Source organism: Chromobacterium sp. LK11 (assembly GCF_001043705.1).
GTDB lineage: Bacteria > Pseudomonadota > Gammaproteobacteria > Burkholderiales > Chromobacteriaceae > Chromobacterium > Chromobacterium alkanivorans.
Genome location: NZ_LDUR01000016.1, coordinates 156,649 through 181,563 on the forward strand (window position 1 = coordinate 156,649; position 24,915 = coordinate 181,563).

General features: G+C 49.1%; 15 protein-coding genes. 13 read left to right on the top strand and 2 right to left on the bottom strand.

Annotated elements, in window-relative coordinates:
- Window positions 1–49 precede the first annotated feature (49 nt).
- Both VK98_RS11445 and VK98_RS11450 read right to left on the bottom strand, forming a co-directional pair.
- Window positions 50–2,305 (bottom strand): arginine/lysine/ornithine decarboxylase, encoded by a 2,256-nt coding sequence (locus VK98_RS11445; RefSeq protein WP_048414154.1) that lies wholly within the window; start codon window positions 2,303–2,305, stop codon window positions 50–52.
- A gap of 430 nt (window positions 2,306–2,735) precedes the next feature.
- The gene (locus VK98_RS11450) at window positions 2,736–4,256 is read right to left on the bottom strand and encodes a phosphatidylserine/phosphatidylglycerophosphate/cardiolipin synthase family protein (protein ID WP_048414155.1); all 1,521 of its coding nucleotides are present in this window, start codon (window positions 4,254–4,256) and stop codon (window positions 2,736–2,738) included.
- Window positions 4,257–4,538: 282 nt separating this feature from the next.
- Here VK98_RS11450 and gltB point away from each other — a divergent pair, with 282 nt between their 5' ends.
- From gltB to VK98_RS11505, 13 genes are all read left to right on the top strand, one after another.
- Window positions 4,539–8,987, top strand: coding sequence for a glutamate synthase large subunit (gene gltB / locus VK98_RS11455; RefSeq protein WP_048414156.1), 4,449 nt, complete (start codon window positions 4,539–4,541; stop codon window positions 8,985–8,987).
- A gap of 98 nt (window positions 8,988–9,085) precedes the next feature.
- Entirely contained in the window at window positions 9,086–10,516 is a 1,431-nt protein-coding gene (locus VK98_RS11460) for a glutamate synthase subunit beta (protein ID WP_048414157.1), read from the top strand.
- A gap of 251 nt (window positions 10,517–10,767) precedes the next feature.
- Entirely contained in the window at window positions 10,768–12,042 is a 1,275-nt protein-coding gene (gene tviB / locus VK98_RS11465; protein ID WP_048414346.1) for a Vi polysaccharide biosynthesis UDP-N-acetylglucosamine C-6 dehydrogenase TviB, read from the top strand.
- A 1-nt stretch (window position 12,043) separates the two neighbouring features.
- Window positions 12,044–13,075 (top strand): SDR family oxidoreductase, encoded by a 1,032-nt coding sequence (locus VK98_RS11470; protein WP_048414158.1) that lies wholly within the window; start codon window positions 12,044–12,046, stop codon window positions 13,073–13,075.
- Between the two features lie 682 nt (window positions 13,076–13,757).
- Window positions 13,758–14,957, top strand: coding sequence for a hypothetical protein (locus tag VK98_RS23710; protein WP_156187833.1), 1,200 nt, complete (start codon window positions 13,758–13,760; stop codon window positions 14,955–14,957).
- 3 nt (window positions 14,958–14,960) lie between these two features.
- Complete coding sequence (locus VK98_RS23330) at window positions 14,961–16,214, top strand: glycosyltransferase (protein ID WP_082158933.1); 1,254 nt, start codon at window positions 14,961–14,963, stop codon at window positions 16,212–16,214.
- Between the two features lie 92 nt (window positions 16,215–16,306).
- A complete protein-coding gene (locus tag VK98_RS23715) occupies window positions 16,307–17,479 on the top strand; it encodes an O-antigen polymerase (RefSeq protein ID WP_156187834.1) in 1,173 nt (390 codons plus the stop codon).
- A gap of 11 nt (window positions 17,480–17,490) precedes the next feature.
- Entirely contained in the window at window positions 17,491–19,422 is a 1,932-nt protein-coding gene (gene asnB, locus VK98_RS11480) for an asparagine synthase (glutamine-hydrolyzing) (RefSeq protein WP_048414348.1), read from the top strand.
- An 8-nt stretch (window positions 19,423–19,430) separates the two neighbouring features.
- Window positions 19,431–20,555 carry a glycosyltransferase family 1 protein gene (locus tag VK98_RS23335; protein WP_048414159.1) on the top strand — a complete coding sequence of 375 codons (1,125 nt, stop codon included), beginning with the start codon at window positions 19,431–19,433 and terminating at the stop codon, window positions 20,553–20,555.
- A gap of 10 nt (window positions 20,556–20,565) precedes the next feature.
- The gene (locus VK98_RS11490; protein WP_048414160.1) at window positions 20,566–21,435 is read left to right on the top strand and encodes an SDR family oxidoreductase; all 870 of its coding nucleotides are present in this window, start codon (window positions 20,566–20,568) and stop codon (window positions 21,433–21,435) included.
- 7 nt (window positions 21,436–21,442) lie between these two features.
- A complete protein-coding gene (locus VK98_RS11495; RefSeq protein WP_048414161.1) occupies window positions 21,443–22,498 on the top strand; it encodes a polysaccharide biosynthesis protein in 1,056 nt (351 codons plus the stop codon).
- A 2-nt stretch (window positions 22,499–22,500) separates the two neighbouring features.
- A complete protein-coding gene (gene wecB, locus VK98_RS11500; RefSeq protein ID WP_048414162.1) occupies window positions 22,501–23,631 on the top strand; it encodes a non-hydrolyzing UDP-N-acetylglucosamine 2-epimerase in 1,131 nt (376 codons plus the stop codon).
- A 112-nt stretch (window positions 23,632–23,743) separates the two neighbouring features.
- Window positions 23,744–24,835, top strand: a complete 1,092-nt coding sequence (locus VK98_RS11505) for a glycosyltransferase family 4 protein (protein WP_231589263.1) — start codon at window positions 23,744–23,746, stop codon at window positions 24,833–24,835.
- Window positions 24,836–24,915: the final 80 nt, after the last annotated feature.

The window sequence follows — 24,915 nt, forward strand, 5'->3', positions numbered from 1 at the left end:
GATTATTGTGTAGAAAGTGTGCGGCGGGCGGAGCGCCGCCCGCCGTTCCTCATTTCACGCAGTCGACGCAGTAGACCTTGCTGCCGTCAAGCTCCGCCGCCACCAGCCCGTGCACATCGGTTTCAAAGCCGGGCAGCTCGCGGTTGAAGTCCTGGGCGAAACGCAGATAGTCGACGATGGTCTTGTTGAAACGCTCGCCGGGGATCAGCAGCGGGATGCCCGGCGGGTACGGCGTCAACAGCACCGCGGTGACGCGGCCTTCCAGCTGTTCCACCGGCACGCGCTCGATTTCGCGGTGGGCCATTTTGGCGAAGGCGTCGGCCGGGCGCATCGCCGGCTCCATTTCCGACAGATAGATCTCGGTGGTGATGCGGGCCACGTCGTGCTTGCTGTAGAGCTGGTGGATGCGCTGGCACAGATCGCGCAGGCCGACGCGCTCGTATTGCGGATATTTGGCGATGAACTCCGGCATCACCCGCCACATCGGCTGGTTCTTGTCGAAGTCGTCCTTGAACTGTTGCAACAGGGAGATCAGCGTGTTCCAGCGGCCCTTGGTGATGCCGATGGTGAACATGATGAAGAAGCTGTACAGCCCGGTCTTTTCCACCACCACGCCGTGCTCGGTCAGGTACTTGGTGACGATGGCGGCGGGAATGCCCATCTCTTCGAAACTGCCGTCCACATCCAGGCCCGGGGTCAGCACCGTGGCCTTGATCGGGTCCAGCATATTGAAGCCGTCCTCGATGCCGGCGAAACCGTGCCAGCGCTCGTCCGGACGCAACTGCCACTCGGCCGGGTCGCAGATGCCGTCGTCGGACAGGTCGTCCGGACCCCAGACGCTGAACCACCAGTCGCGGCCGTATTCCTCGTCCACCTTGCGCATGGCGCGGCGGAAGTCCAGCGCCTCCACCAGCGACTCTTCCACCAGCGCCTGTCCGCCCGGCTGTTCCATCATCGCCGCGGCCACGTCGCAGCTGGCGATGATGGAATATTGCGGGCTGGTGGAGGTGTGCATCAGATAGGCCTCGTTGAACCAGGCGGTATCCAGCTGACGCTGCTCCGGGTCCTGTACCAGGATCTGCGAGGCCTGGCTGATGCCGGCCAGCAGCTTGTGGGTGGACTGGGTGGAGAAGATCAGGCTGTCCTTGCAGCGCGGCCGCCCTTCGCCGATGGCGTGGAAGTCGCCGTAGAAATCGTGGAAGCCGGCGTGGGGCAGCCAGGCTTCGTCAAAGTGCAGGGTGTCGACCTCGCCGTCCAGCAGATGCTTGATTTCCTCCACGTTGTAGAGAATGCCGTCGTAGGTGGACTGAGTCAGCGTCAGGATGCGCGGCTTGGCCTGCGGGTTCTTGGCCAGCGCTTCGCGGGCGAAGGGATTGGCCTGGATTTTCTTCTTGATGTTGTCGAGCTGGAATTCGGACTTCGGAATCGGGCCGATGATGCCGTAATGGTTGCGCGTCGGCATTAGGAACACCGGGATCGCGCCGGTCATCATGATGGCGTGCAGATTGGATTTGTGGCAGTTGCGGTCCACCAACACGATGTCGCCGGCCGCCACGCAGCTGTGCCAGACGATCTTGTTGGAAGTGGAGGTGCCGTTGGTGACGAAGAACAGATGGTCGGCGTTGAAGATGCGCGCGGCGTTGCGCTCGGAGGCGGCGATGGGGCCGGTGTGGTCCAGCAACTGGCCCAGTTCGTCCACCGCGTTGCAGACGTCGGCGCGCAGCATGTTCTCGCCGAAGAACTGGTGGAACATCTGGCCCACCGGGCTCTTCAGGAAGGCGACGCCGCCGGAGTGGCCGGGGCAGTGCCAGGAGTAGGAGCCGTCGTGGGCGTAGTCCACCAGCGCGCGGAAGAACGGCGGCGCCAGGCTGTCCAGATAGCTTTTGGCCTCGCGGATGATGTGGCGGGCGACGAACTCCGGCGTGTCCTCGTGCATGTGGATGAAGCCGTGCAACTCGCGCAGGATGTCGTTGGGAATGTGGCGCGCGGTGCGGGTTTCGCCGTACAGATAGACCGGGATGTCCGGATTGCGGCGACGGATTTCCGCGACGAAGCCGTAGAGCTTGCCCAGCGCTTCCTGCGCCGCGTCCTCGGTGTGGAATTCCTCGTCGTCTATCGACAGGATGAAGCCGGCGGCGCGGCTTTGCTGCTGGGCGAAGGAAGTCAGATCGCCGTAGCTGGTGTAGCCGATCACGCTCATGCCTTCCGCCTCCATGGCGGCGGCGAGTTCGCGGATGCCGGAACCGCTGGTGTTTTCCGAGCGGAAGTCCTCGTCGATGATCACGATGGGGAAATGAAAACGCATACCTGAGTCCTTAGTTGCTTTAACTCGGACACGCGCGGGGCGGGATGCGGGTTGGCCGCCGGTTCGCCGTAGGCGGGGCCGGAGCCGCGGGCACCTGTAACCCTTTGCGGTGTCACTCGGTGCGCGTTGGGGCGCAGTTCTGTACGCACGGGCAGACGCGGGGTCCGCCGCCGCCATGGAGGCTGGCCTTGAGGCGCGAATAAAAACAGGGCGCTTTGCGCCGCGGTCCGTAGTCGGCTCGCGCTGGAATCCGCGCGGGCTTCACGTCTGCCGGCCTGGAGAACATCCCAAGAAAGCGCGCATTTTAGACCTTTTGCTTGTCATGTTGTTGCGCAGCAAAAACTTTTCGGCGAAAAAAACGCCCGGCGGCGGCCAGGCGCGGTGCGGCGAAGCGGCCAGGGGAACGCAGCCCCTGGTCAACGGATTGTTTTTAATCGAATTTGTCCTGAGGCGCGCCATCTTGACCGCTTGCCGGCGCGGCCGGCGGCGGCTGTTGTTTTTTGCCACGTCTGGCCCAGTACAAGCCCAGGGCCTTGGCGACGATGGCGCCGCCGCTGAGCAGCAGCAGAAACAGCAAGGGCGCGGCCACCAGCCAGGGGAAGAAGGCGATCAGGCCGGCGAAGATCAGCAGGGCCATGCCTATGGTCAGAAAGGCGGACGCCTCGCTGGCGTCGACGTTGCGGGTGCCGCGCACCACCACGCCCAGCGCGTCCCCGATCCGCGCCGCTTGCCGCGCGGCGGCGCTGGCGCCGCTGATGGCGGCGGTGTGCGGCGGCAACAGCAGGCCGTGATAGTCCTTGGGACGCGGCTTGGTCAGCGTCGGGCGGCGGCGCTGGCCGGCCAGAATCACTTCGGTGGCGTGGTCCAGATCCTGCAGGAATTGCTCGGCCAGCTTTTCCGCCAAAGCCTGGTCCTCCACCGCCACGTCCAGTTCGCGATTGGCCAGCCAGCTGGACAGATTGAGATTGGTGGAGCCGATGCGCGCCCAGCGGCCGTCCGCCACCGCGGTCTTGGCGTGGATCATCGGGCCGTCCCATTCGAATACGCGCACGCCGGCTTCCAGCAGCGGGCGATACTGGGTGCGCGACACGGTGGCGATCCAGCCGATGTCGCTGGAGCGCGGCACCAGCAAGCGGACGTCGACGCCGTCGCGCGCGGCCTGTTTCAGCGCGGTCAGATACATGCTGGTGCCCATGAAGTAGGCGTCGGTCAGCCACAGCGTGCGTCGGGCGAAGCAGGCGATCAGCAAATCCAGGCGCATCATTTGAGCGGTGGCGGGCGTGGTGGCGATCAGACGCGCCGCCACGGCGCCGCGGTTCTCCGCCGGCGGCGGGGTCAGCCATTCCTCGGGCAGCGGGCCGCCGCAGCTGGCCCAGCTGTCGGCGAAGGCGGCCAGCGCGTCGGCCGCCAGCGGGCCGCTGAATTTGACGCCGGTATCGCGCCAGGGCTCTTGGCCGCGTTCCGGCCGCCCTTCCCAACTGGAGCTGATGCACAGGCCGGACACGAAGACGGTCTGGCGATCAATCACGATCAGCTTGCGATGGTTGCGGCCCAGCATGCTGAGGCCGGCGGTCAGCGACGGCGGGTTGTAGGCGCGCAATTCCGCTCCCGCGGCCTGCAAGGGCTTGAAAAAACTGCCCAGATGGGTTTTCCAGCTGCCCAGCCAGTCGTAAAGCACGCAAACCTTCACCCCGGCGCGCGCGCGCTCGGTCAGCAGGTCCCGCATCCGCAGGCCGAACGCGTCGTTGGCGAAGATATACATCTCTATGAATATCGACTCCCGGCTGTCGGCGATGGCTTGTTCCCATGCCGGGAAATTCTCCGCGCTGTCGTAGAGCAATTCCAGGTGATTGCCGCCCACCAGCGGGGCGCCGGCGGAGCGGGAAAACGCCTGCTCGGCCAGGTGACGGATCAGCTCCTGATTGGCGGGGGAGGGAGACAGGATGGGCATTATGCTTGGCTATTGTTTGACAATATACTTAATTCGATTAAAAGAGCCATTTTGGATGTCCTTGACAAGGCGGCTTGACGGTCGTTTTATTGAACGTTCGCGTCACAAAATCACAATTAATCCGTCGTAAAAATACGATTTTTCGACATCGAAAAATTAAAAAACATGCTGTAACTTGATGATTTTTATAGTCTAATGCGGTGCACAAAAACCGGTTGCAGGGTCAAGCTCCTTGCCCTTAGAATCGAAACATTCGTTTCACATTATAAGCAGGACAAAGCTATGGACAGACAACGCTGGCTACAGGGCACCCTGTACCATCCGGACTTCGAACAGGATAGCTGCGGTTTTGGCTTGATCGCCCAGCTTGACGATAAACCCAGTCACTGGCTGGTGGATACCGCCATTTCCTCGCTGGCCAAACTGACTCATCGCGGCGCAGTGGCCGCCGACGGCAAATCCGGCGACGGCTGCGGCCTGCTGTTTCGCAAGCCGGACGGTTTTTTGCGCGAAGTCGCCGCTGAGACCGGCTTGGCGCTGAAGCCAGTGTACGCCGCCGGTCTGGTGTTCCACCATCCCGATTCGGAACAGGGCGAGCGCAGCTTGCGCCGTCTGCGCGAGTTCCTGGAATCCCAGGGATTGGAGGTGGCCGGCTTCCGGCAGGTTCCCACCGACGACAGCGCCTGTGGGGAGGCGGCCTTGGCATCGCTTCCCGCCATGGTCCAGGTCTTTGTTAACTGTCCGTTCGGCATGGACGAATTAATGTTCCAGCGCCGTTTGTACATGGGTCGTCGCCAGGCTGAGAAAGCCAATAAGGCGGACGACCCGTTTTTTTATCTGCCGACCTTGTCGCCGCACACCCTGTCCTACAAAGGCTTGGTGACGCCGGAGAACCTGTCCAAGTTCTTTCTGGATTTGAACGATCCCCGCTTCGAGTCCAGCCTGGCTGTGTTCCATCAGCGCTTCTCCACCAATACCTGGCCGCAATGGAAGCTGGCGCAGCCTTTCCGTTTCCTCGCCCATAACGGCGAAATCAACACCGTACAGGGCAATCGTCATTGGGCGCGCGCGCGCGAGCGCATCATGGCCTCTCCGCATCTGGACATGGACGCGGTGCGTCCCATCGTGCAGACCGACGGTTCCGACTCGATGTCGCTGGACAATATGCTGGAAGGCCTGCTGATGGGCGGCATTCCGCTGTTCCGCGCGCTGCGCCTGCTGGTGCCGCCGGCTTGGCAGAATGTGGACTCCACCGACAAGGACTTGCGCGCCTTCTACGAATTCAACTCCATGCATATGGAGCCCTGGGACGGCCCGGCCGGCATCGTGCTCACCGATGGCCGCTACGCCGCCTGCATGCTGGACCGCAACGGTCTCCGGCCGGCGCGCTGGGTGTTGACCCGGGACAATGTGCTGACCATCGCCTCCGAAGTGGGGGTGTGGGACTACCAGCCTGAAAACGTGGTGCGCAAGGGCAGGGTCAAGCCGGGTCAGCTGTTCGCCGCGGACCTGGCCACCGGCGAGCTGTTGCTGCCGGAGGAAATCGACGCTCAGCTCAAGAGCGCCAAGCCGTACCGGCAATGGATCAAGGACAGCGCCAAATACCTGGAGCTGTCGATCGAGGACGACGCCGGAGTCGAACCTTTGTCCAAGGACGAGCTGGCGCGCCTGCAGAAGTTGTTCAACATCAGCTTCGAGGAACGGGATCAGATCCTGCGCGTGCTGGCCGAGGACGGCCAGGAGGCGGTGGGTTCGATGGGGGACGATACGCCGATGGCGGTGCTGAGCCGTAAGGTGCGCTCGCCGTTTGATTATCTGCGCCAACAGTTCGCCCAGGTGACCAACCCGCCGATCGACCCCATCCGCGAAGCGGTGGTGATGTCGCTGAATACGGTGTTCGGACCCGAGCGCAATATGTTCGAGGAGAGCGCCGAGCACGCCAAGCGGCTGGAAGTGCGTTCGCCGGTGCTGTCGCATGAGAAATTTACCCGCGTCACCACGCGGCCGGAGCCCTATCTGAAGGCGACGACCTTTGATCTGTGCTACGACCCGGCCGAGACCGACCTGCGCCAGGCGATAGAGAGCCTGAGCCGGCATGTGGTCGAAGCTGTGGAGGAGGGCACCGTCATCGTCGTGCTGTCCGACCGCCACGTGACGGCGCAACGGCTGCCTATTCCAGCCTTGTTCGCCACTGGCGCGGTGCATCACGCGCTGATCGACAGCGGCCTGCGTTGCAAAACCAATATCGTGCTGGAAACCGGCACGGTGCGCGACGCGCACCAGATGGCCTGCATCATCGGCTACGGCGCCACCGCGGTCTACCCTTACCTGGCTTACCAAAGCATCATCGAGCTGGTGCAGAGCGGCGAGGTCAAACTCAAGCTCAACGAAGCCTTGCAGCACTATCGCAAGGGCATCAACAAGGGCCTGCTCAAAGTACTGTCCAAGATGGGCATCTCCACCATCGCCTCCTATCGCGGCGCGCAGCTGTTCGAAGCGGTGGGCATTCACGAAGAGGTGGTGGAGCTGTGCCTGAAGGGCACGGTGTCGCGGGTGTCGGGCGCGGGTTTCTCCGACTTCGAGGACGATCAGCGCAAGCTGGCGCGTTTCGCCTTCAACCCGATGAGGCCGATTTCCCAGGGCGGCTTGCTCAAATACGTGCACGGCGAGGAGTACCACGCTTACAACCCCGATGTGGTGACCTTGCTGCAAAAGGCGGTGCAGAACGACGACTACCAGGCCTATCAGCAATACGCCGAGGCGGTGAACCAGCGCCCGGTGGCGATGCTGCGCGACCTGATGCAGGTGCAGCCGCTGGGCGAGCCCATCTCCATCGACGAGGTGGAGCCGGTGGAAGCCATCCTCAAGCGTTTCGACTCCGCGGGCATGTCGCTGGGGGCCCTGTCGCCGGAGGCGCACGAGGCGCTGGCGATAGCGATGAACCGTCTGGGCGGGCGCTCCAACTCCGGCGAGGGCGGCGAGGACGCCGCGCGCTACGGCACTGAGAAGATGTCCAAGATCAAGCAGGTGGCGTCGGGACGCTTCGGCGTCACGCCGCATTACCTGGTCAATGCCGAAGTGCTGCAGATCAAGGTGGCCCAGGGCGCCAAGCCGGGCGAGGGCGGCCAGCTGCCGGGCGACAAGGTGTCCGGCCTGATTGCGCGGCTGCGCCACGCCAAGGAAGGCATCAGCCTGATCTCGCCGCCGCCGCATCATGACATCTATTCGATCGAAGACCTGGCGCAGCTGATTTTCGACCTCAAGCAGGTCAACCCGTCCGCGCTGGTGTCGGTCAAGCTGGTGGCCGAGCCCGGCGTCGGAACCATCGCCGCCGGCGTGGCCAAGGCCTACGCCGATCTGATCACCATCTCCGGCTACGACGGCGGCACTGGTGCTTCGCCGCTGACCTCAGTCAAATACGCCGGCTCCCCTTGGGAGCTGGGCCTGTCCGAAGCGCAGCAAGTGCTGCGCGCCAACGGCCTGCGCGGCCGGGTGCGGGTGCAGACCGACGGCGGCTTGAAGACTGGGCTGGATGTGGTCAAGGCGGCGATGATGGGAGCGGAAAGCTTCGGCTTCGGCACCGGGCCTATGGTGGCGCTGGGCTGCAAATACCTGCGCATCTGCCATTTGAACAACTGCGCCACCGGCGTGGCCACCCAGGAAATCAAGCTGCGCTCCAAGTACTTCACCGGCTTGCCGGAAATGGTGATGAACTATTTCCTGTTCATCGCGCGCGAAACCCGCGAGTGGATGGCCAAGCTGGGCGTGCGCAATATGGAGCAGCTGATCGGCCGGATGGACCTGCTGAGCCTGGCGGCCGGCGACACCGACAAGCAGCAGAAGCTCGACCTGTCGCCCTTGTTGTCGCAAGGCCGGGTGCCGGACAGCGAGCCGCGTTTCTGCGTCAGCGCCAGCAATCCCTCCTTTGACAAGGGCGAATTGGCGGAAGCCATTCTGCAGGACGCCTTGTCCGCCATCCACAATAAACAGATGATGGAGCTGAGCTACCCAATCGAGAACACCCACCGTTCCATCGGCGCGCGCCTGTCCGGCGAGATCGCCCGCGTTCACGGCGCGGCGGGCCTGCCGTTCGGCTGTCTCAAGATCAAGTTCAGCGGCAGCGCCGGGCAAAGTTTCGGCGTATGGAACGCATCCGGTCTGCATCTGGAACTGGAAGGCGACGCCAACGACTATGTGGGCAAGGGCATGGCCGGCGGCCGGGTGACCATCTACCCGCCCAAGAACGCCGGATACCGGGCGGGCGAGTCCATCATCATCGGCAATACCTGTCTGTACGGGGCTACCGGCGGCCAGTTGTTCGCCGCGGGCGTGGCGGGCGAGCGTTTCGGCGTGCGCAACTCCGGCGCGCTGGCCGTCATCGAAGGCGCCGGCGACCATTGCTGCGAATACATGACCGGCGGCAGCGTCATCGTGCTGGGCGAAACCGGCTACAACTTCGGCGCCGGCATGACCGGCGGCTTCGCCTTCGTCTACGACCCGAATGAGAAATTCGCTTATCGCTACAACAACGAGCTGATCGACATCCATCTGATCAACGGCGAGGCCATGGGCATGTATCGCGCCTATCTATTGGAAAAGATCGCCAAGCACGTTGAGTTGACCGGCTCCGAGACGGCCAAGGCGATGCTGGAGAACTTCGACGATTACGTCGACTACTTCTGGCTGGTCAAACCCAAGGCGGCCAAGCTAGACAGCCTGCTCAAGGACTAAGACGCGCAGGGCGGGGCGGCTCAGACGCCGTCCCGCCCACACCTCATTCAAAATCCGGCCGCCGGCGAGCGGCGGGTACAGCAAGACAGGAAACAACCATGAGCGATGTTTTCCAATTCATGAAGCTCTCGCGCAACCCCGGCGACAAGGTCGACGCCTCCGTGCGCAAGATCGAATTCAAAGAGATCTACCAGCCGCTGCACAGCGTGGATGCGGCGGAGCAGGCCGGCCGCTGCCTGTCCTGTGGCAACCCGTACTGCGAATGGGAGTGCCCGGTGCACAACTACATCCCCAACTGGCTGAAGTTGGTGGAGGAGGGGCGCTTGTTCGAGGCAGCGGAAATGTCGCACAAAACCAATAGCCTGCCGGAGATCTGCGGCAGGGTCTGCCCGCAGGATCGTTTGTGCGAAGGCGCTTGCACTTTGAACCAGGGAGGCTTCGGCGCGGTTTCCATCGGCAGCATCGAAAAATACATCACCGACGAGGCCTTCAAGGCCGGCTGGCGTCCGGACATGTCCAAGGTGGTGTGGACGGACAAGAAAGTGGCGGTGATCGGCGCCGGTCCGGCCGGCCTCGCCTGTGCCGACGTGCTGGTGCGCAATGGCGTCAAGGCTGTGGTGTTTGACCGCTACGAGGAGATCGGCGGCCTGCTGACTTTTGGCATCCCGGAATTCAAGCTTGAGAAAGATGTGGTGCGCCGCCGTAGGGAAATCTTGGAGGGCATGGGCGTGGAGTTTGTGCTGAATACGGAAGTGGGGAAAGACATCGCCTTCGACAAATTGCTGAGGACGCACGACGCCGTGTTCATGGGTATGGGAGCTTATCAATATATGAAGGGTGGTTTCACTGGTGAGGAGAGTCCCGGCGTATTGGAGGCTTTGCCCTACTTGATCAACAATGTGCGACAGACGCAAGGAACCCTGTCTAAGGGCGAAGCTGCAATCTCGATGAAGGGTAAGCGCGTATTGGTGCTGGGCGGGGGCGATACAGCGATGGATTGTATAAGGACGGCCGTTCGGCAAGGTGCGCTGAATGTCAAATGCGTATACAGGCGTGGCGAGGCGAGCATGCCAGGCTCAAAGAGAGAAGTCACAAATGCAAAAGAAGAAGGAGCTGATTTTCTATGGAATTATCAGCCGCTGGCGATTGAGCCGATGGTGAGCGGGAGCTTAGCTGTACGACTCGCGCAGACTCAGCACCTCCCTGTAGGCAAGAGAGGGCGCGGCACTGTAGAGCTTGTGCCGGGAAGTGAGATGGTCATAGAATGTGACCGCGTTATCATTGCGTTTGGCTTTATGCCACAGAAGCAATCATGGTATGAGACGGCAGGCATAATGACTGATGAGGCTGCGCGAGTGAAAACAAGCTTAAAACCAACCTTTCAGCATCAAACTTCCCATAGCAAGATTTTTGCAGCAGGCGATATGGTGACAGGTTCGGATTTGGTTGTGACAGCAGTGTTCGGAGGTCGACAAGCCGCGTTAGAAATAGTTGACTATCTTGCTGGTATGGATTCATCCGCTAGCTAAGGTAATTGCGTTAAGCGAAAATTAAACTGGGTGGTCAAAAAAGGCGTGAAGTCATTTGTGGCATTAGTCATTAATTGCTTCGCGCCTATTTGCAATATATGCTGCTTTTTTAAAGATTTTCATGAGATTTGGGTTCGGGCTTCAATTTATAAGTTGGCGGCGCACATAAGGTGTTATGTGGCTTATGTGGGCTTGCGATGCAAATCAATATCAAATCAACAAAATTGTGAATGAAACAGGTGTCATTGATTATGAAAACTGATAATCTTAAGCTGGCAGTTGTTGGGCTTGGTTATGTCGGTCTTCCTTTGGCCGTAGAATTTGGTCGAAAAAGAGCGGTTGTTGGGTTTGATATAAAAGAAGAGCGGATTAAAGAGCTAAAAGAAGGCGTGGATTCAACTTTGGAAACATCTAAAGAAGAAATTCATGCCGCCTCCTTTTTGAAGTTTACAAGCGATCTGGGTGATATCGCTGATTGCAATTGCTATATTGTTACAGTCCCGACCCCGATAGATAAATATAACATTCCAGATTTGTCCCCTTTGATCAGCGCTAGTAAAAGCGTTGGGAAGTTGCTAAAGAAGGGCGATATCGTAATTTATGAGTCGACTGTTTATCCAGGGGCAACGGAAGAGGATTGCGTTCCTGTACTGGAGCATGAGTCGGGCTTGACCTTTAATGTAGATTTTTATTGCGGATATAGCCCGGAGCGGATTAACCCTGGTGATAAACAACACCGAGTTACAACTATCAAAAAAGTGACATCCGGCTCAACTGTTGAAATCTCTGAAGTTGTAGATCAACTCTACAACGAGATTATCGTTGCAGGAACACATAAAGCCTCAAGTATAAAAATTGCAGAGGCGGCCAAGGTTATTGAAAATACCCAGCGTGACCTGAACATCGCACTCATTAATGAGCTCGCCATCATCTTTAATAAGATGGGCATTGATACTGAGGAAGTTTTGAACGCGGCAGGTAGCAAGTGGAATTTTCTGCCATTCAGGCCTGGTCTCGTAGGCGGGCATTGTATCGGTGTTGATCCTTATTATTTGACACATAAAGCTCAAGCCATTGGCTATCACCCAGAAATTATCTTGGCAGGTCGCCGCCTGAACGACAATATGGCGGAATATGTCGCTGGTCAATTGATAAAGCAAATGGCTATGAAAGATATCTCGGCGTCAAAAGCCAAGGTTTTGATTTTAGGTCTTGCCTTTAAAGAGAACTGTCCAGATCTGCGTAACACCAAGATCATTGATGTCGTTTCTGTGTTAAAAGAGTATAACTGTACTGTGGATGTATATGATCCATGGGTTAGTTCAGTAGAAGCTGCTCATGAATATGGTATTTCAGTTTTGGAAGAGATAAACGATACGGATTACGATGCTGTCATCGTGGCTGTTGCGCATAATGAATTTAGAAGCATGGGAGTCAAAAAGATTCGTTCTTTTGTTAAACAAAAGAGCGTGATTTATGATTTAAAATATGTTTTAAATGCAACTGATTCGGACTTGAGGCTGTAATATGAGGTATTTTCAACAGCTAAGAAGTAAAATTTCGGAAACCGAAAAGGTCTGGCTGATTACAGGTGTTGCTGGCTTTATTGGTAGTAATCTTCTAGAAGAGCTACTGATATTAAATCAGAAGGTGATTGGTCTAGATAATTTCAGTACCGGCAATATGCGCAATTTGGAAGAAGTCCAGCGTGGGGTAACGGCAGGGCAGTGGAGTAATTTTAGATTTATCGAAGGAGATATACGAGATTACTCGACTTGTGAGGGGGTATGTAAAGGAGTGGATTATGTGCTCCACCAAGCAGCTCTTGGTTCCGTCCCCAGAAGTATTAATGATCCAATAACGACCAATCAAACTAATATTGATGGTTTTTTGAACATGCTACAAGCTGCAAAAAATGCCTGTGTAGAAAGTTTTACGTATGCGGCTAGCAGTAGCACATATGGAGATCATCCAGCTTTACCTAAAGTGGAAGACAATATTGGAAAACCGCTAAGCCCTTATGCGGTTACAAAGTTGGTGAATGAGCTGTATGCGGACGTATACTCAAAAGTATATAATTTTAAACCTATAGGGCTTCGTTATTTTAACGTATTTGGACGTAGACAAAACCCTGCAGGAGCTTATGCAGCTGTTATTCCGAAGTGGACGTCAGCAATGATTGCTGATTCCGATGTGCTCATAAATGGCGATGGTGAGACCAGCCGGGATTTTTGTTTTATAGAAAATGTTGTTCAAGCAAATTTACTAGCAGCGTTGGCGTCGGATAGTGCAAAAGGCCAAGTATATAATGTGGCGTTTGGTGGTCGAACCAGCTTGAACCAGCTTTTCGATATGATTCGGTCTGAATTAAAAGAAAATGGAATAGTTTACTCTAAAGACGCATTGAAGCAAGATTTTCGAGCTGGTGATGTACGTCATTCTCAAGCTGATATTTCCAAGGCAGAGGGACTTCTCCATTACAAACCCATATTTTCGGTTGGAGATGGGATTAAGAAAACTATGCCATGGTATGTTGGCTACTTCTTAGAGAAAAAATAAAGCTGCAAAGCACAGGGAAATAAAAGGTCTAAATTGATTTGTTAGAATTGTAATTCCATTTTAACTATTTCAATTTAGACCTTTTGTCTTGGTTGTTTTTGTTTTTGTTGGGCTAAATTTAATCTACCTTTATTAGCTTGCTAATATAGTGCCGTTCAACTGAATGAAGATAGTTTGTTGATTTGCTACATATGCTTAATAGGGGAGAAGCATATTTTTTGATGTGGAAGAAAGTCTCATGTGTGTTGCAGTCAGCCGCAGGTAGAAAGCATTAAGTGCTTGGCGAGTCTAAATGGAGATGATTCCACATCGTTTCATGGTCTGAGCTGAGGTGCAGTATGGAGGTTAGATTTGGGGAACGAGTCTACAATTGTACTGCACGTCGCTCTCTTTTAGAGATACTGGCTCATTCTTGGATAGCTTTATCTAAATAAGATGCTTATCTCTTTGGGTCTCTTGGTCTAAGTTTTGTGATTCTGCATCCCAAAAATCTAATATATAGTCTGCGGAATAAAATAGTACCCTTTTTCGAGGGCATATTGCAGTAGTTTTTATTGCCTCCCATTGTTGAACGTTGTACAAAGGTTATGAGAAAGAGCGAAGCCGTTAGCATGAAAATGCAGGCTATTGATGTGAATAAATAAGTAATTGCACTTCGGAGTAATGTTAGGCCATGAGAGGTATGTTCACAATTGCCATGGGAGATGTTATCTCGAAGTTGTTATTGGTCGTAATAAATTTAATGCTCATTCGCAACCTTAGTGTTACTAATTATGCGCACTTTACGATTTTAACAACGGTTTCTTTTCTTGGTTATCAAATGGTATGCGGGCCATTGGAGAGGCTTTATATTGCGGAGCATGCAAAATATAAAGAGCATCTGACGGCAATAAAAAATACATTGCTTTTATTGTGCCTGCTGTTGTCCAGCATTTGGTTGTGGAGAATTTCGACAGGTTTAGACGTTCTTCTTTGCTGCGTAGGTATTGTTATACTAACGCATCATCAGTATTTGAAGATTTTCTTCCAGAAGCATGAGAACTTCACATCATATAGCATGATGGAGATTTGTAAGAATTTTGGATGGCTTATTTTTGCAGCCCTTCCCATCGTATTTAAAATTCAGGTAAATGAAGTCTACTATTTCGTTGTGCTCATTTTGTCAGCGATGTTAACAGTTCTTATTTTTGGGGGCTCGAGTCAACTATTTTTGTTGAAAGTGCCTAAAAAAGGAGCGAGGCTTTGCTCTGCGGCTGTCTTAAAAAAGGCAAATTTTGTTATTGGCTATACTTTGGCCGGTGCCGCAATTCCATATTACCCCGTTTTTGTGGCGGCATACACGGGAGAGCCTTACGTTACATCACTTTACGGCGCGGCGAGCAGATATTTGGCCATTCTAAATATGGCTGCTTTTGCATTTAATACAGCATTACTACCTCAATTGGCTAGTGTAAAAAATATCGGTGAATGCAGGAGTATCATCAAAGGACTTTCCAAGAAACTGCCTTTTTTTATTTTGTGCTACATGCTAGTAATAGTTATTGTTTATTTTGGTATACCTTTTGTTGATAAAGGTAAGTATTCAGAATTGCCAGTTATTTTTTTGCTGATGTCGATTGCTCCATTCTTGTCGCTAATTAGTTCACCATTTATAAATATTCTTTTGCTCAATAATGGATCGAGACTGATTTTTTTGACAATGCTATCAGCTTTGATTCTGAGCGTTGTTATAGTTCCATTGATGAGTAGTGTGTTGCCATTTCAATACATTCCTGCTGTAGGTTCTATCATCACTTATTTCTTGATTGCTTTCATATGCATTCTTGGTGCAGGCAATATTAAAGAGCTTACTCCTCTGATTAATCAGAAAATGAAAATGTAAGAGATGAAAATTCTACTTATTAATTATTTTTTTCCTCCGGCAATTGATGCACATGCATATAGATGGCATCAATTGATGAGGTATTGGTCTGAAAATGGGCATGAGGTGGATGTCATAACAAGTGGTGATTTTGAAGGTACAATTTTTGATGAGCCGCATATTTTCTCTTCAATTGCCAGGCTAGGCAGAAAAAGAAGACAGCATAGTGCAGTATATGTTGAGAAAAAGCGAAGCCTACAAAGTAATATTAAGGACTCTCTTTTAAAATTGTACCGAAAAATATACTGGCCAGATGCATTTTGGCATTGGATATTTCCATTAAGTGCTGAGTTATTTAAGAGACGCAAGGTGAAGTATGATCTTATCGTGTCTTATTATCCATGTTTATTGGCGCACTTGGGGGCGTCATATTTGTATTCGAAGCAGAAAAATGATAATGCCAGATGGATTGCAGACTATGGAGATCCATTTTCTACTTCTGACTCGATGCAGCCAAATAATTTCGCACTTTATAAGAAAATTAATATTTATATTGAGAAGTTGATGTTGAATAGATGTTCTGCTGTCGTGTTTACTAATGAAACAACCGCTAGAGACTACGTGGGAGCAGAGGTATGTAACCGAGAAAAGGTCTCTGTTATTCCACACTTGGTGGATATTGACAGTTTTTATGTTGGAAGTGGACCTGGCTTACACGAGGAAACAAGTAAAAATAAAATAATTCGTCTTGTATATATAGGTGGCTTTCATAAAGGAATTAGGGAGCCAGATCAATTGTTTAGCCTGGTGAAGGTTGTTAACGAGCTTGGGTTAAAATTAGAATTAGATATCTATGGGCCAGCAAATGGATATGACTTCGGGAAGTATGACTTTAGCCATATAAACCATCGTGGGATTATTGCGAGAGAATTGGTTTCGACAGTTATAGAAACTGCAGATTTTTTGGTGAACGTGGATAATGTAAATTGTTCAATGACTCCAAGTAAGATTGTTGAGCTTATCGCTACAGGTAAACCAATTATAAATATTGGGGTTCAAAATACCCCGCATAAACTGTTCTCAATGTATGAGGGCGAGGGGTATTGTTTTAATTACAATTATATGGAGAGTCATGAGAATGGCTATACGAAAATAATTGATTTTATTGGTAAAAATACGGGGCGTTATGCTTCTATTGATACGGTAAAGGCTATCCTTGAGGGATATGATCTGCAAGATATAGCCTCTCAGTATGTAGCTGCAGTCGGCATGCATTGAGGAGTATGGGCAAAGTGATATTAATTTTTATTGCTCTAACAATACTACTTACCATTACTATAATGCTTCGGCGTTTTAAGTCGGCCGAAACTATGTTGCTGATCCCTTTTTGGGTGGGAGCTGCTTTTTTACCTGCACTGAGTGACCTGCCATTCTTTCATATTGATGAGGGGCACTATATATTATGTGTGTTTTTGATTTTTGAATGGTTTGTATTGACACTTCTTGGTTTAATATTTCCGAAAGTTTATCAAAGCAATCATTTGAAGAGCCGTGTTTGGCAGAATGAAAATATTACGTACCGTTGGGTGATAGGGATTTTAATAGGTTTGTTTGCAATTTATATTGTAGGTATTTTGGGTAAGTTAATAAATGCGCCAAGTATCAGTGATTACTTTTTAGAGCAACGTTCGCTTGCGCATGCGGGAGAAGGGGTTGATGCTTCTAATCCACTGATATATAGATCAATCAATATTTCCATGGGTTTGGTTGTTGTTTTCTTTTGGTTTATAAGGTTTTATGAAGGTAGTGTAGCAAAATATAATAATAAAATATTATGGGCTTTATTGATATTCTCGGGTTTGGCCAGCTTGTTGGAGGGCAATAGGTCTACACTTATCGTTACTGTTGTTGCATTGGTCTCAAGTTCTTATTATTACAGCCTCATAAATTCTAAGGTGCTATTGCGTGTCATAGCCATTTTTGTATCACTCTTTGTGGTCTCAATGCAGGTGCTGCGTTTGGATGGTGATTTCTCCATAGAGGGTATAAAAATTGCTCTTTCATGGTTCTTTATATACGCATTTGGATCGGTATATTCATTTTCTTTTTTCATTGCACAAAAGATAAATACTTATTGGTACGCTTTTGACATTGCGGCAAATAAATTTGGTTCTGATTTTTCAAAAATGGTTGGTGCAAAGGATTTCTTTATTATCGACTATACGAATATAGGAAGCCTTAGCACTAATGTATACAGTGGCTATGCTGTGTTGTATGATTACCTTGCTTGGTGGGGGCTGGCCTTTATATTTATCAAAGCACTTGTGTTTTATGTGCTTAAAATAATGTCGGGGCGTAGCTACTACTGGAGAGGGGCATTTTCTGTTGTTTTGGCAAGTTACCCATTAACTATTTATCATGAATTTTTTCTGACGACAATATATTACTGCATTAACATTGTGTACTTATATGTGCTGTACTGCGTAGTTTATTGTGTGGTAAGTGCGTGTAGAAAACTAACGCAAAAAAAACATAATATCTGAAAGGGAAAATGATGTGTGGAATAGCTGGTATTTTCTCTAGGAATCATCAGCCTTCATCGCTTGTGTGTGAGTTAAAAGAAATGCTGGATAAAATTTCTCACAGAGGCCCTGATGCTGAAAAAATCTGGTCTGATAATGATGTTAATTTGCATTTTGGCCATAGGCGGTTATCAATTTTTGATCTTAGTGATAGCGGCAGCCAGCCAATGATGTCGCAATGTTGTCGGTATGTCGTATCGTATAATGGTGAGATTTATAATTTTGAGGAGTTGAGAAAGGAATTAAATCAGATAAATGGATTCATGAATTGGCGGGGCGGTTCTGACACAGAGGTTCTGGTCGAGTGCCTTTCAAACTATGGCGTAATGGAAACAATCGCTAGGATAACTGGTATGTTTTCTATCGCGATATATGATAGGCAAGAAAAGTGTGTTTATTTAGTGCGTGATAGAATGGGGGAGAAGCCTTTATATTATGGCGTGATAAATGGAAGATTTGTTTTTGCTTCTGAGCTTAAAGCCATTGCGCAGTGTTATGGCGAGTATCTCAATTTGGATTTAGACTCTACTTCGTCGTATATGAGTTTCGGTTATGTCGGTGGAGGTAGATCTATATATAAAGAAATAAAAAAACTCCCCCCCTCCAGTTATATAAAATTGAATCTGGAGTCTTCAGTATTATCCGAGGTTGAGAAATATTGGAATATAGCCCATTACTTTGAGAAAGAGGACCAACCCTCTAATGAGATTGGAGTGTCTCAGCTTATTGCAAAATTGGATGATGCATTAAATACTGTGATAAGAAGACAAGCAATGGCAGATGTTCCATTGGGGGCATTCTTATCTGGAGGTGTCGATTCAAGCTTGGTTTCTGCAATTATGCAATCGCAAAGCCATCAACCAATAAAAACTTTTACTATTGGATTTGATGAAGATACATATAATGAGGCACCTTATGCAAAGGCAGTTGCCGAGCATTTAGGGACTGACCATACAGAGTTATTTGTACGTGCTTCAGATGCTTTAAAATTAGTCGAAGAGTTACCCTCTATTTATGATGAGCCCTTTGCAGACTCTTCACAGATACCGACATTACTCGTTTCGAGAATGACCAAGCAGTATGTCACTGTTGCCTTATCGGGCGACGGCGGGGATGAGCTATTTAGTGGCTACCCAAGATATCAGCTATGTGAGAAATTATGGCAAAAGCTTTCAAAGACGCCATATTGGGTAAAGAGTAGCACGTCAGCAATATCAAGCTCTCTCTCTCCGTTGAATTGGGACAAACTATTAAAATTAGTACCCAGAAGTCTTCGTTCAGATTTCACAGGAAGAAGAATATATGGGATTTCTGATTTTAGCAAATCAGTTAGCCTCGAGGATCTCTACTTAAAATTAATGACAAGATGGAAGCATGAAGATCACCTTGTATTAGGTAGTCAGACTACAGGTAATTTTGTTGATGGTTTTCATCGCGATTTGTCGAACATAAACCAAATGAGGCTTTGGGACATACAAAACTATTTGCCTGATGACCTACTGGTTAAGGTTGATCGTGCATCAATGTGTGCAAGTCTAGAGATTAGGGCTCCTCTATTGGATCACAAGATTGCGGAGTTTGCGGTCTCTTTGCCTCGAGATATTTTATTAAAAAATGGCAATGGCAAGTGGATACTAAGGGCGCTACTAGACAAATATGTGCCGCGTGAGCTTATCGAGCGTCCCAAGAAAGGATTTGAAGTTCCATTGGCAAAATGGTTAAGAAGTGATTTAAAAAAATGGGCTGAAGAGATTTTGGATCCTATTCAAATAAAAAATGAGGGTATTTTTGATTACGCTAAGGTTAGGAAAGTTTGGGATCAACATCAAAGTGGGCATTACGATCGCTCCCTATATCTTTGGCATGTTTTGATGTTTCAAGCATGGCGTAATTTTAGTCGGTGATTGTAAAAATGAAAATTTTAATAAATGCGCTTTCTGCAAAGCTTGGCGGTGGTCAAACATATATTAAAAACTTATTGGACAACTTGCCTAATAGGGATGGTTTGACAATTTACATATATTGCCCAGATAACTTGCTATTGCCGGAAAGTGAGAACTTAAAAAAATTATCTACCTTTTGGCCTACCAATAATCCAATTTCTCGATTTATTTGGGAGCGCTTTGCTCTTCCATTGATTCTAAAAAAATACAAAATTGATATCTTATTTTGTCCTGGTGGTGTGGTAAGTACAAAGCCTCCTGTTGGATGTAAAGTTGTGACAATGTTTAGAAATATGATGCCATTTGATGATGAGCTCATTTCTACTATGGGGTGGGGGAGGGATAAATTAAGACTAGTCTTGCTAAAAAGGGCTATGTTGAATAGTATGAGCAAGGCTGATTTAACGATTTTCATTTCAAATTTTGCGCGCACTCATATTGAAAAATATATTAAAATAAAAAATGCGGTAACTATACCGCATGGTATCAGTAAGGATTTTTTACTACAAAAATTGCCATTGGCTCGTCCTATAGAGGCTCCTCAGAAAAAATATATTCTTTATGTTTCAAGGTTTGAAATTTACAAACACCATCGAGAAGTTGTGGCAGCTTACGCAAGCTTGCCTCTAGAGCTGAGATCACAATACCCTTTGGTATTGGTTGGTGAGACCAATATGCCGGAGGCCTGCTTTATAAGAGAGTTGATAGCGCGTGAGAATTTACAAAATGATATCTTATTAATGGGCGGGGTGGATTATAAAAATATCCCTGCTTGGAATCAAAATGCTCACGTTATACTGTTTGCATCTTCGTGTGAGAATTGCCCAAACATCTTATTAGAGTCATTGGCTTCAGGTCGGCCTGTTCTTTCGTCTAACGTAATGCCAATGCCGGAGTTTGGAGGGGATGGAATATTATACTTCTCCCCACACTCTCCTGATTCACTAAGGGTAAAGTTGGAAGAAATACTTACCAATAAAACTCTTTTAGAGAATTTATCTAAATCTTCTTATGAAAGAAGCAGTGTATATCGATGGTCCGGTACTGCGAAAAAAACTTGGGACAATGTATTTGATTTAGCTGAGATGAATTGAAGGAACTGAGATGAGAGAACACAATAAGCGTATCGTCATACTGGGCGTATCGGGCATGCTTGGGAATGCAGTATATCGGTTACTGTCTCAATCTGGAGTGTATGAGGTATTTGGAACGGTTCGATCGATGGGAGCCATTTCCGCTTTTTCAGATGAGCTCAAATTAAATGTAACTCAAGGGGTCGATGTTGAAAACTTTGATCACCTTTTGTCAGTGCTGTCCTCTCATAAGCCAGATGTTGTCATAAATTGTATTGGTTTGGTTAAGCAATTAGCTGCTTCCAATAACCCTCTTGATGCATTGCCAATAAATGCTATTTTTCCACATAGATTAGCAAATATCTGCAGCGCAGTTGGAGCGAGACTGATACATCTGAGTACAGATTGTGTATTTTCTGGTAAAAAGGGAGATTATGTTGAGGCAGATTTCCCTGATGCCTATGACCTTTATGGCCGGAGTAAGCTGATTGGAGAGGTTGACTATCAGAATGCCATAACACTTCGTACCTCTATTATAGGTCATGAATTAAACGGGAGTAGAAGTCTGATTGATTGGTTCTTGAGTCAGGAAGGTAGTATATTGGGTTATAAAAATGCTATCTTCTCTGGGCTTCCGACGGTTGAAATTGCGAGAATAATCCGAGATTTTGTTATCCCCAATAGAGAGTTGAGAGGGGTGTATCATGTTTCGGCTGAACCTATTAATAAATTTGATTTGCTGACCTTGGTTGCTAAAATTTATGGTAAAGAGATTGAAATCAAAGAAGATATATCTCTTTCTATCAATAGGTCATTGAACTCCATCAGGTTCCGAAATGCAACAGGCTTTGAACCATTGGAATGGCCTGAGATGATTGCACTGATGAAGAACTTTAATTAAGAGAGAAATGAAAATGAATAGTTTTAAAGGGAAGTCATTGTTAATTACTGGCGGTACTGGTTCGTTTGGAAACGCTGTCTTGCAGCGTTTTATTGACTCTGATATTTCAGAAATTCGTATTTTCAGCCGCGATGAAAAAAAACAAGATGACATGCGGAAAAAATATAACAATATTAAGCTTAAATTTTATCTCGGCGATGTAAGAGATTATCGTAGCATAGAGCAAGCTATGCGCGGCGTTCACTATGTATTTCATGCCGCGGCTTTGAAGCAAGTGCCTTCTTGTGAATTCCACCCCATGCAGGCTGTTTGGACTAATGTGTTGGGAACTGAGAATGTTTTGATGTCTGCTATCGCTGCAGGTGTCAAAAAGGTTGTTTGTCTGAGTACTGATAAAGCAGTATATCCAATAAATGCAATGGGTATCAGTAAAGCGATGATGGAAAAGGTTATGGTTGCAACCAGCCGGAATCTGGAAGGAACCGGTACAACCATTTGCGGCACGCGTTATGGTAATGTTATGGCATCGCGTGGCTCTGTTATTCCTTTATTCGTTGAGCAAGTACTAGCAGGAAAGCCGATTACAATCACGAATCCGGATATGACTCGATTTATGATGACATTAGCTGATGCGGTTGATCTCGTACTTTATGCATTTGAGAACGGGAGGAACGGTGATATTTTTGTTCAAAAAGCACCCGCTGCAACTGTTGAGACTTTAGCGCATGCGATATTGTCCCATATGAAGAAAGAGAATCACCCTGTGCACGTTATTGGAACACGGCACGGTGAAAAGCTATATGAAGTTTTGTTAAGTAGAGAAGAAATGGCGTGTGCGGAAGATATGGGTGAATATTTCCGTGTTCCTCCCGATGGTCGAGATTTGAACTATACAAAATTCGTAGAACAAGGTGATCAACGTTTGACTCGCACGAGTGTGGGTGAAGATTATAACTCACACAATACAGACCGGCTTGCAATTGATGGAATGAAAGAACTTTTGATAAAGTTGGATTTCATGCAGCGTATTGTGAGAGGTGAAGTAGCGGTAGCGGAGGAGTGAAAGTGAAAAAGCTGAAAGTTATGACGGTTGTTGGGACTAGACCCGAGATAATTCGTTTGTCGCGTGTAATGAAGAAGCTGGATGATTTTTGTGAACATGTTATTGTTCATACGGGACAGAATTATGATTATGAGTTGAATCAGATTTTTTTTGACGATCTTTGCATTAGAAAGCCTGATCATTTCCTGAATGCTGCCGGAGCGTCCTCTGCTGAGACAATTGGCATGATCATTGCCAAAATGGACGATGTCCTGGTCACGGAGAAGCCTGATTCATTGCTTGTTTTGGGTGATACCAATAGCTGCTTATCTGTAATTCCGGCTAAAAGAAGAAAAGTACCTATATTCCACATGGAGGCTGGTAATCGCTGTTTTGATTTGCGTGTCCCCGAAGAAATTAATAGACGAATTGTTGATCATACTTCAGATGTGAATTTGACATATAGCTCTATTGCCAGGGAGTGCCTACTGAAAGAGGGTTTGCCTGCCGACTTAGTCATCAAAACAGGTAGCCCAATGGCGGAGGTATTGTCATACTATCAAGAAGCTATTGATCGGTCTGACGTATTGGAACGCTTGGGGTTGAAGTTTGGTGAGTTTTTTGTTGTCAGTGCTCATCGCGAAGAGAATATTGACTCTGAAGTTAATTTCTCTAAGCTGATAAACATTTTGAATGAAATTGCTGAGCAATATAAACTACCTATCATTGTGTCAACGCATCCAAGAACTCAGAAAAAGCTTGATACTATTGGTGCTAAATTTAATAAAATGGTTAGACTGCTCAAACCATTAGGCTTTACTGATTATAATAAGCTTCAACTTTCAGCTCGAGCCGTATTGTCTGATAGTGGAACTATAAGCGAAGAATCTTCGATCCTGAACTTTCCTGCGTTAAATATAAGAGAGACTCAGGAGCGCCATGAGGCCTTTGAAGAGGGGGCTGTGATGATGGTGGGGGTGAATATCGATAGAGTTATGCAAGGCTTGTCTGTTCTTGAACAGCAGCCGCGTGGAGATGAACGATTGCTTATGCCTGTTTCAGACTATTCTACCAGGAACGTTTCTGACAAGGTTGTGCGCATTATTCATAGCTACACCGATTATGTGAATAGGGTAGTATGGAAGAAGTATTGAGGCAAGATTAATGCGGATTGTACTAATCGCGGATACTTTTCCACCCCATCGCACCTCTGGGGCGGTGCAACTTCGGGATTTGGCTCGAGAGTTCGTGCGTCAAGGACATAATTTGACGGTTCTTCTTCCGTCATCTGGCCAAAGGGAGCCTTGGCTGTTGGAGGATTTTGATGAGGTGCAGGTGCTACGTTTAAAAGCGCCACGTACGAAAGATGTTGGTTATGTCCGACGTACGTTGGGGGAGCTCTTCATGCCCTTTTCGATGTTATTACAGCTTCGAAAAAGCCCACTAGCTAATGAAGGGTGGGAGGGGGTTGTGTGGTATGCGCCATCTATTTTTCATGCTCCTTTGGCGAGAGCACTTAAAAATGCTAGTGGTTGTAAAGGCTACTTAATCATTCGTGATATCTTTCCTGATTGGGCGGTTGATATGGGGCTGATGAAGCGGGGATTGCCTTATCTGTTTTTTGATATGGTGGCACGCTATCAGTATTCTGTAGCTGATATTATTGGTGTTCAGACCCCTGGTAATCGAAATTACTTTGATTGTTGGCAACAGCAGCCTGGTCGTCAATTGGAAATTCTACAGAACTGGCTTGATACTCCTGCTGCAGCACCATGTTCGATACAAGTCAACGAAACCTATTTGAAAGGGCGCAAGATTTTTGTCTATGCTGGAAACATGGGGGTGGCCCAAGGCATGGATATTTTGCTTGATTTGGCTGATAAACTGTATCGTAGATCAGATGTTGGTTTTTTATTTGTTGGCCGCGGTAGTGAGGTGAGTAGGCTAAGAGCTGCAGCTCAAAAACGGCAGCTTGATAATGTTATGTTTTTTGAAGAAATTCATCCTGATGAAATTCCTGGGCTTTATGCTCAGTGTAGTGCGGGTATTGTTGTTTTGGACCCTCGTCATAAGTCTCATAATATTCCTGGGAAATTTTTAACTTACATGCAAAGTGGCTTGCCTGTATTGGCAAGTGTTAATCGAGGTAATGACCTTGCCCAATTGATCCGTGATGAGCGGGTCGGGCAAGTCTGTGAAAGTAACCGAGTTGATGAGCTACTATTTCTTGCGGAGGAGTTGCTGACTCAGCTTGAAGGTAATACTGCAGCCTTTTCGGTGCGTTGTAAGGGTCTTTTTGAGCGTGAATTTTCTGTAAAAAAAGCCGTGGGGCAGATTGTGGCCGCGCTATCTTCTTGATTTCTTGCTGATAGTGTGTTGTAGGAATGTTTTGTATGGGTCTGATTTTTAATGTGAATTTACGAGCAAAGAGTTTTAAC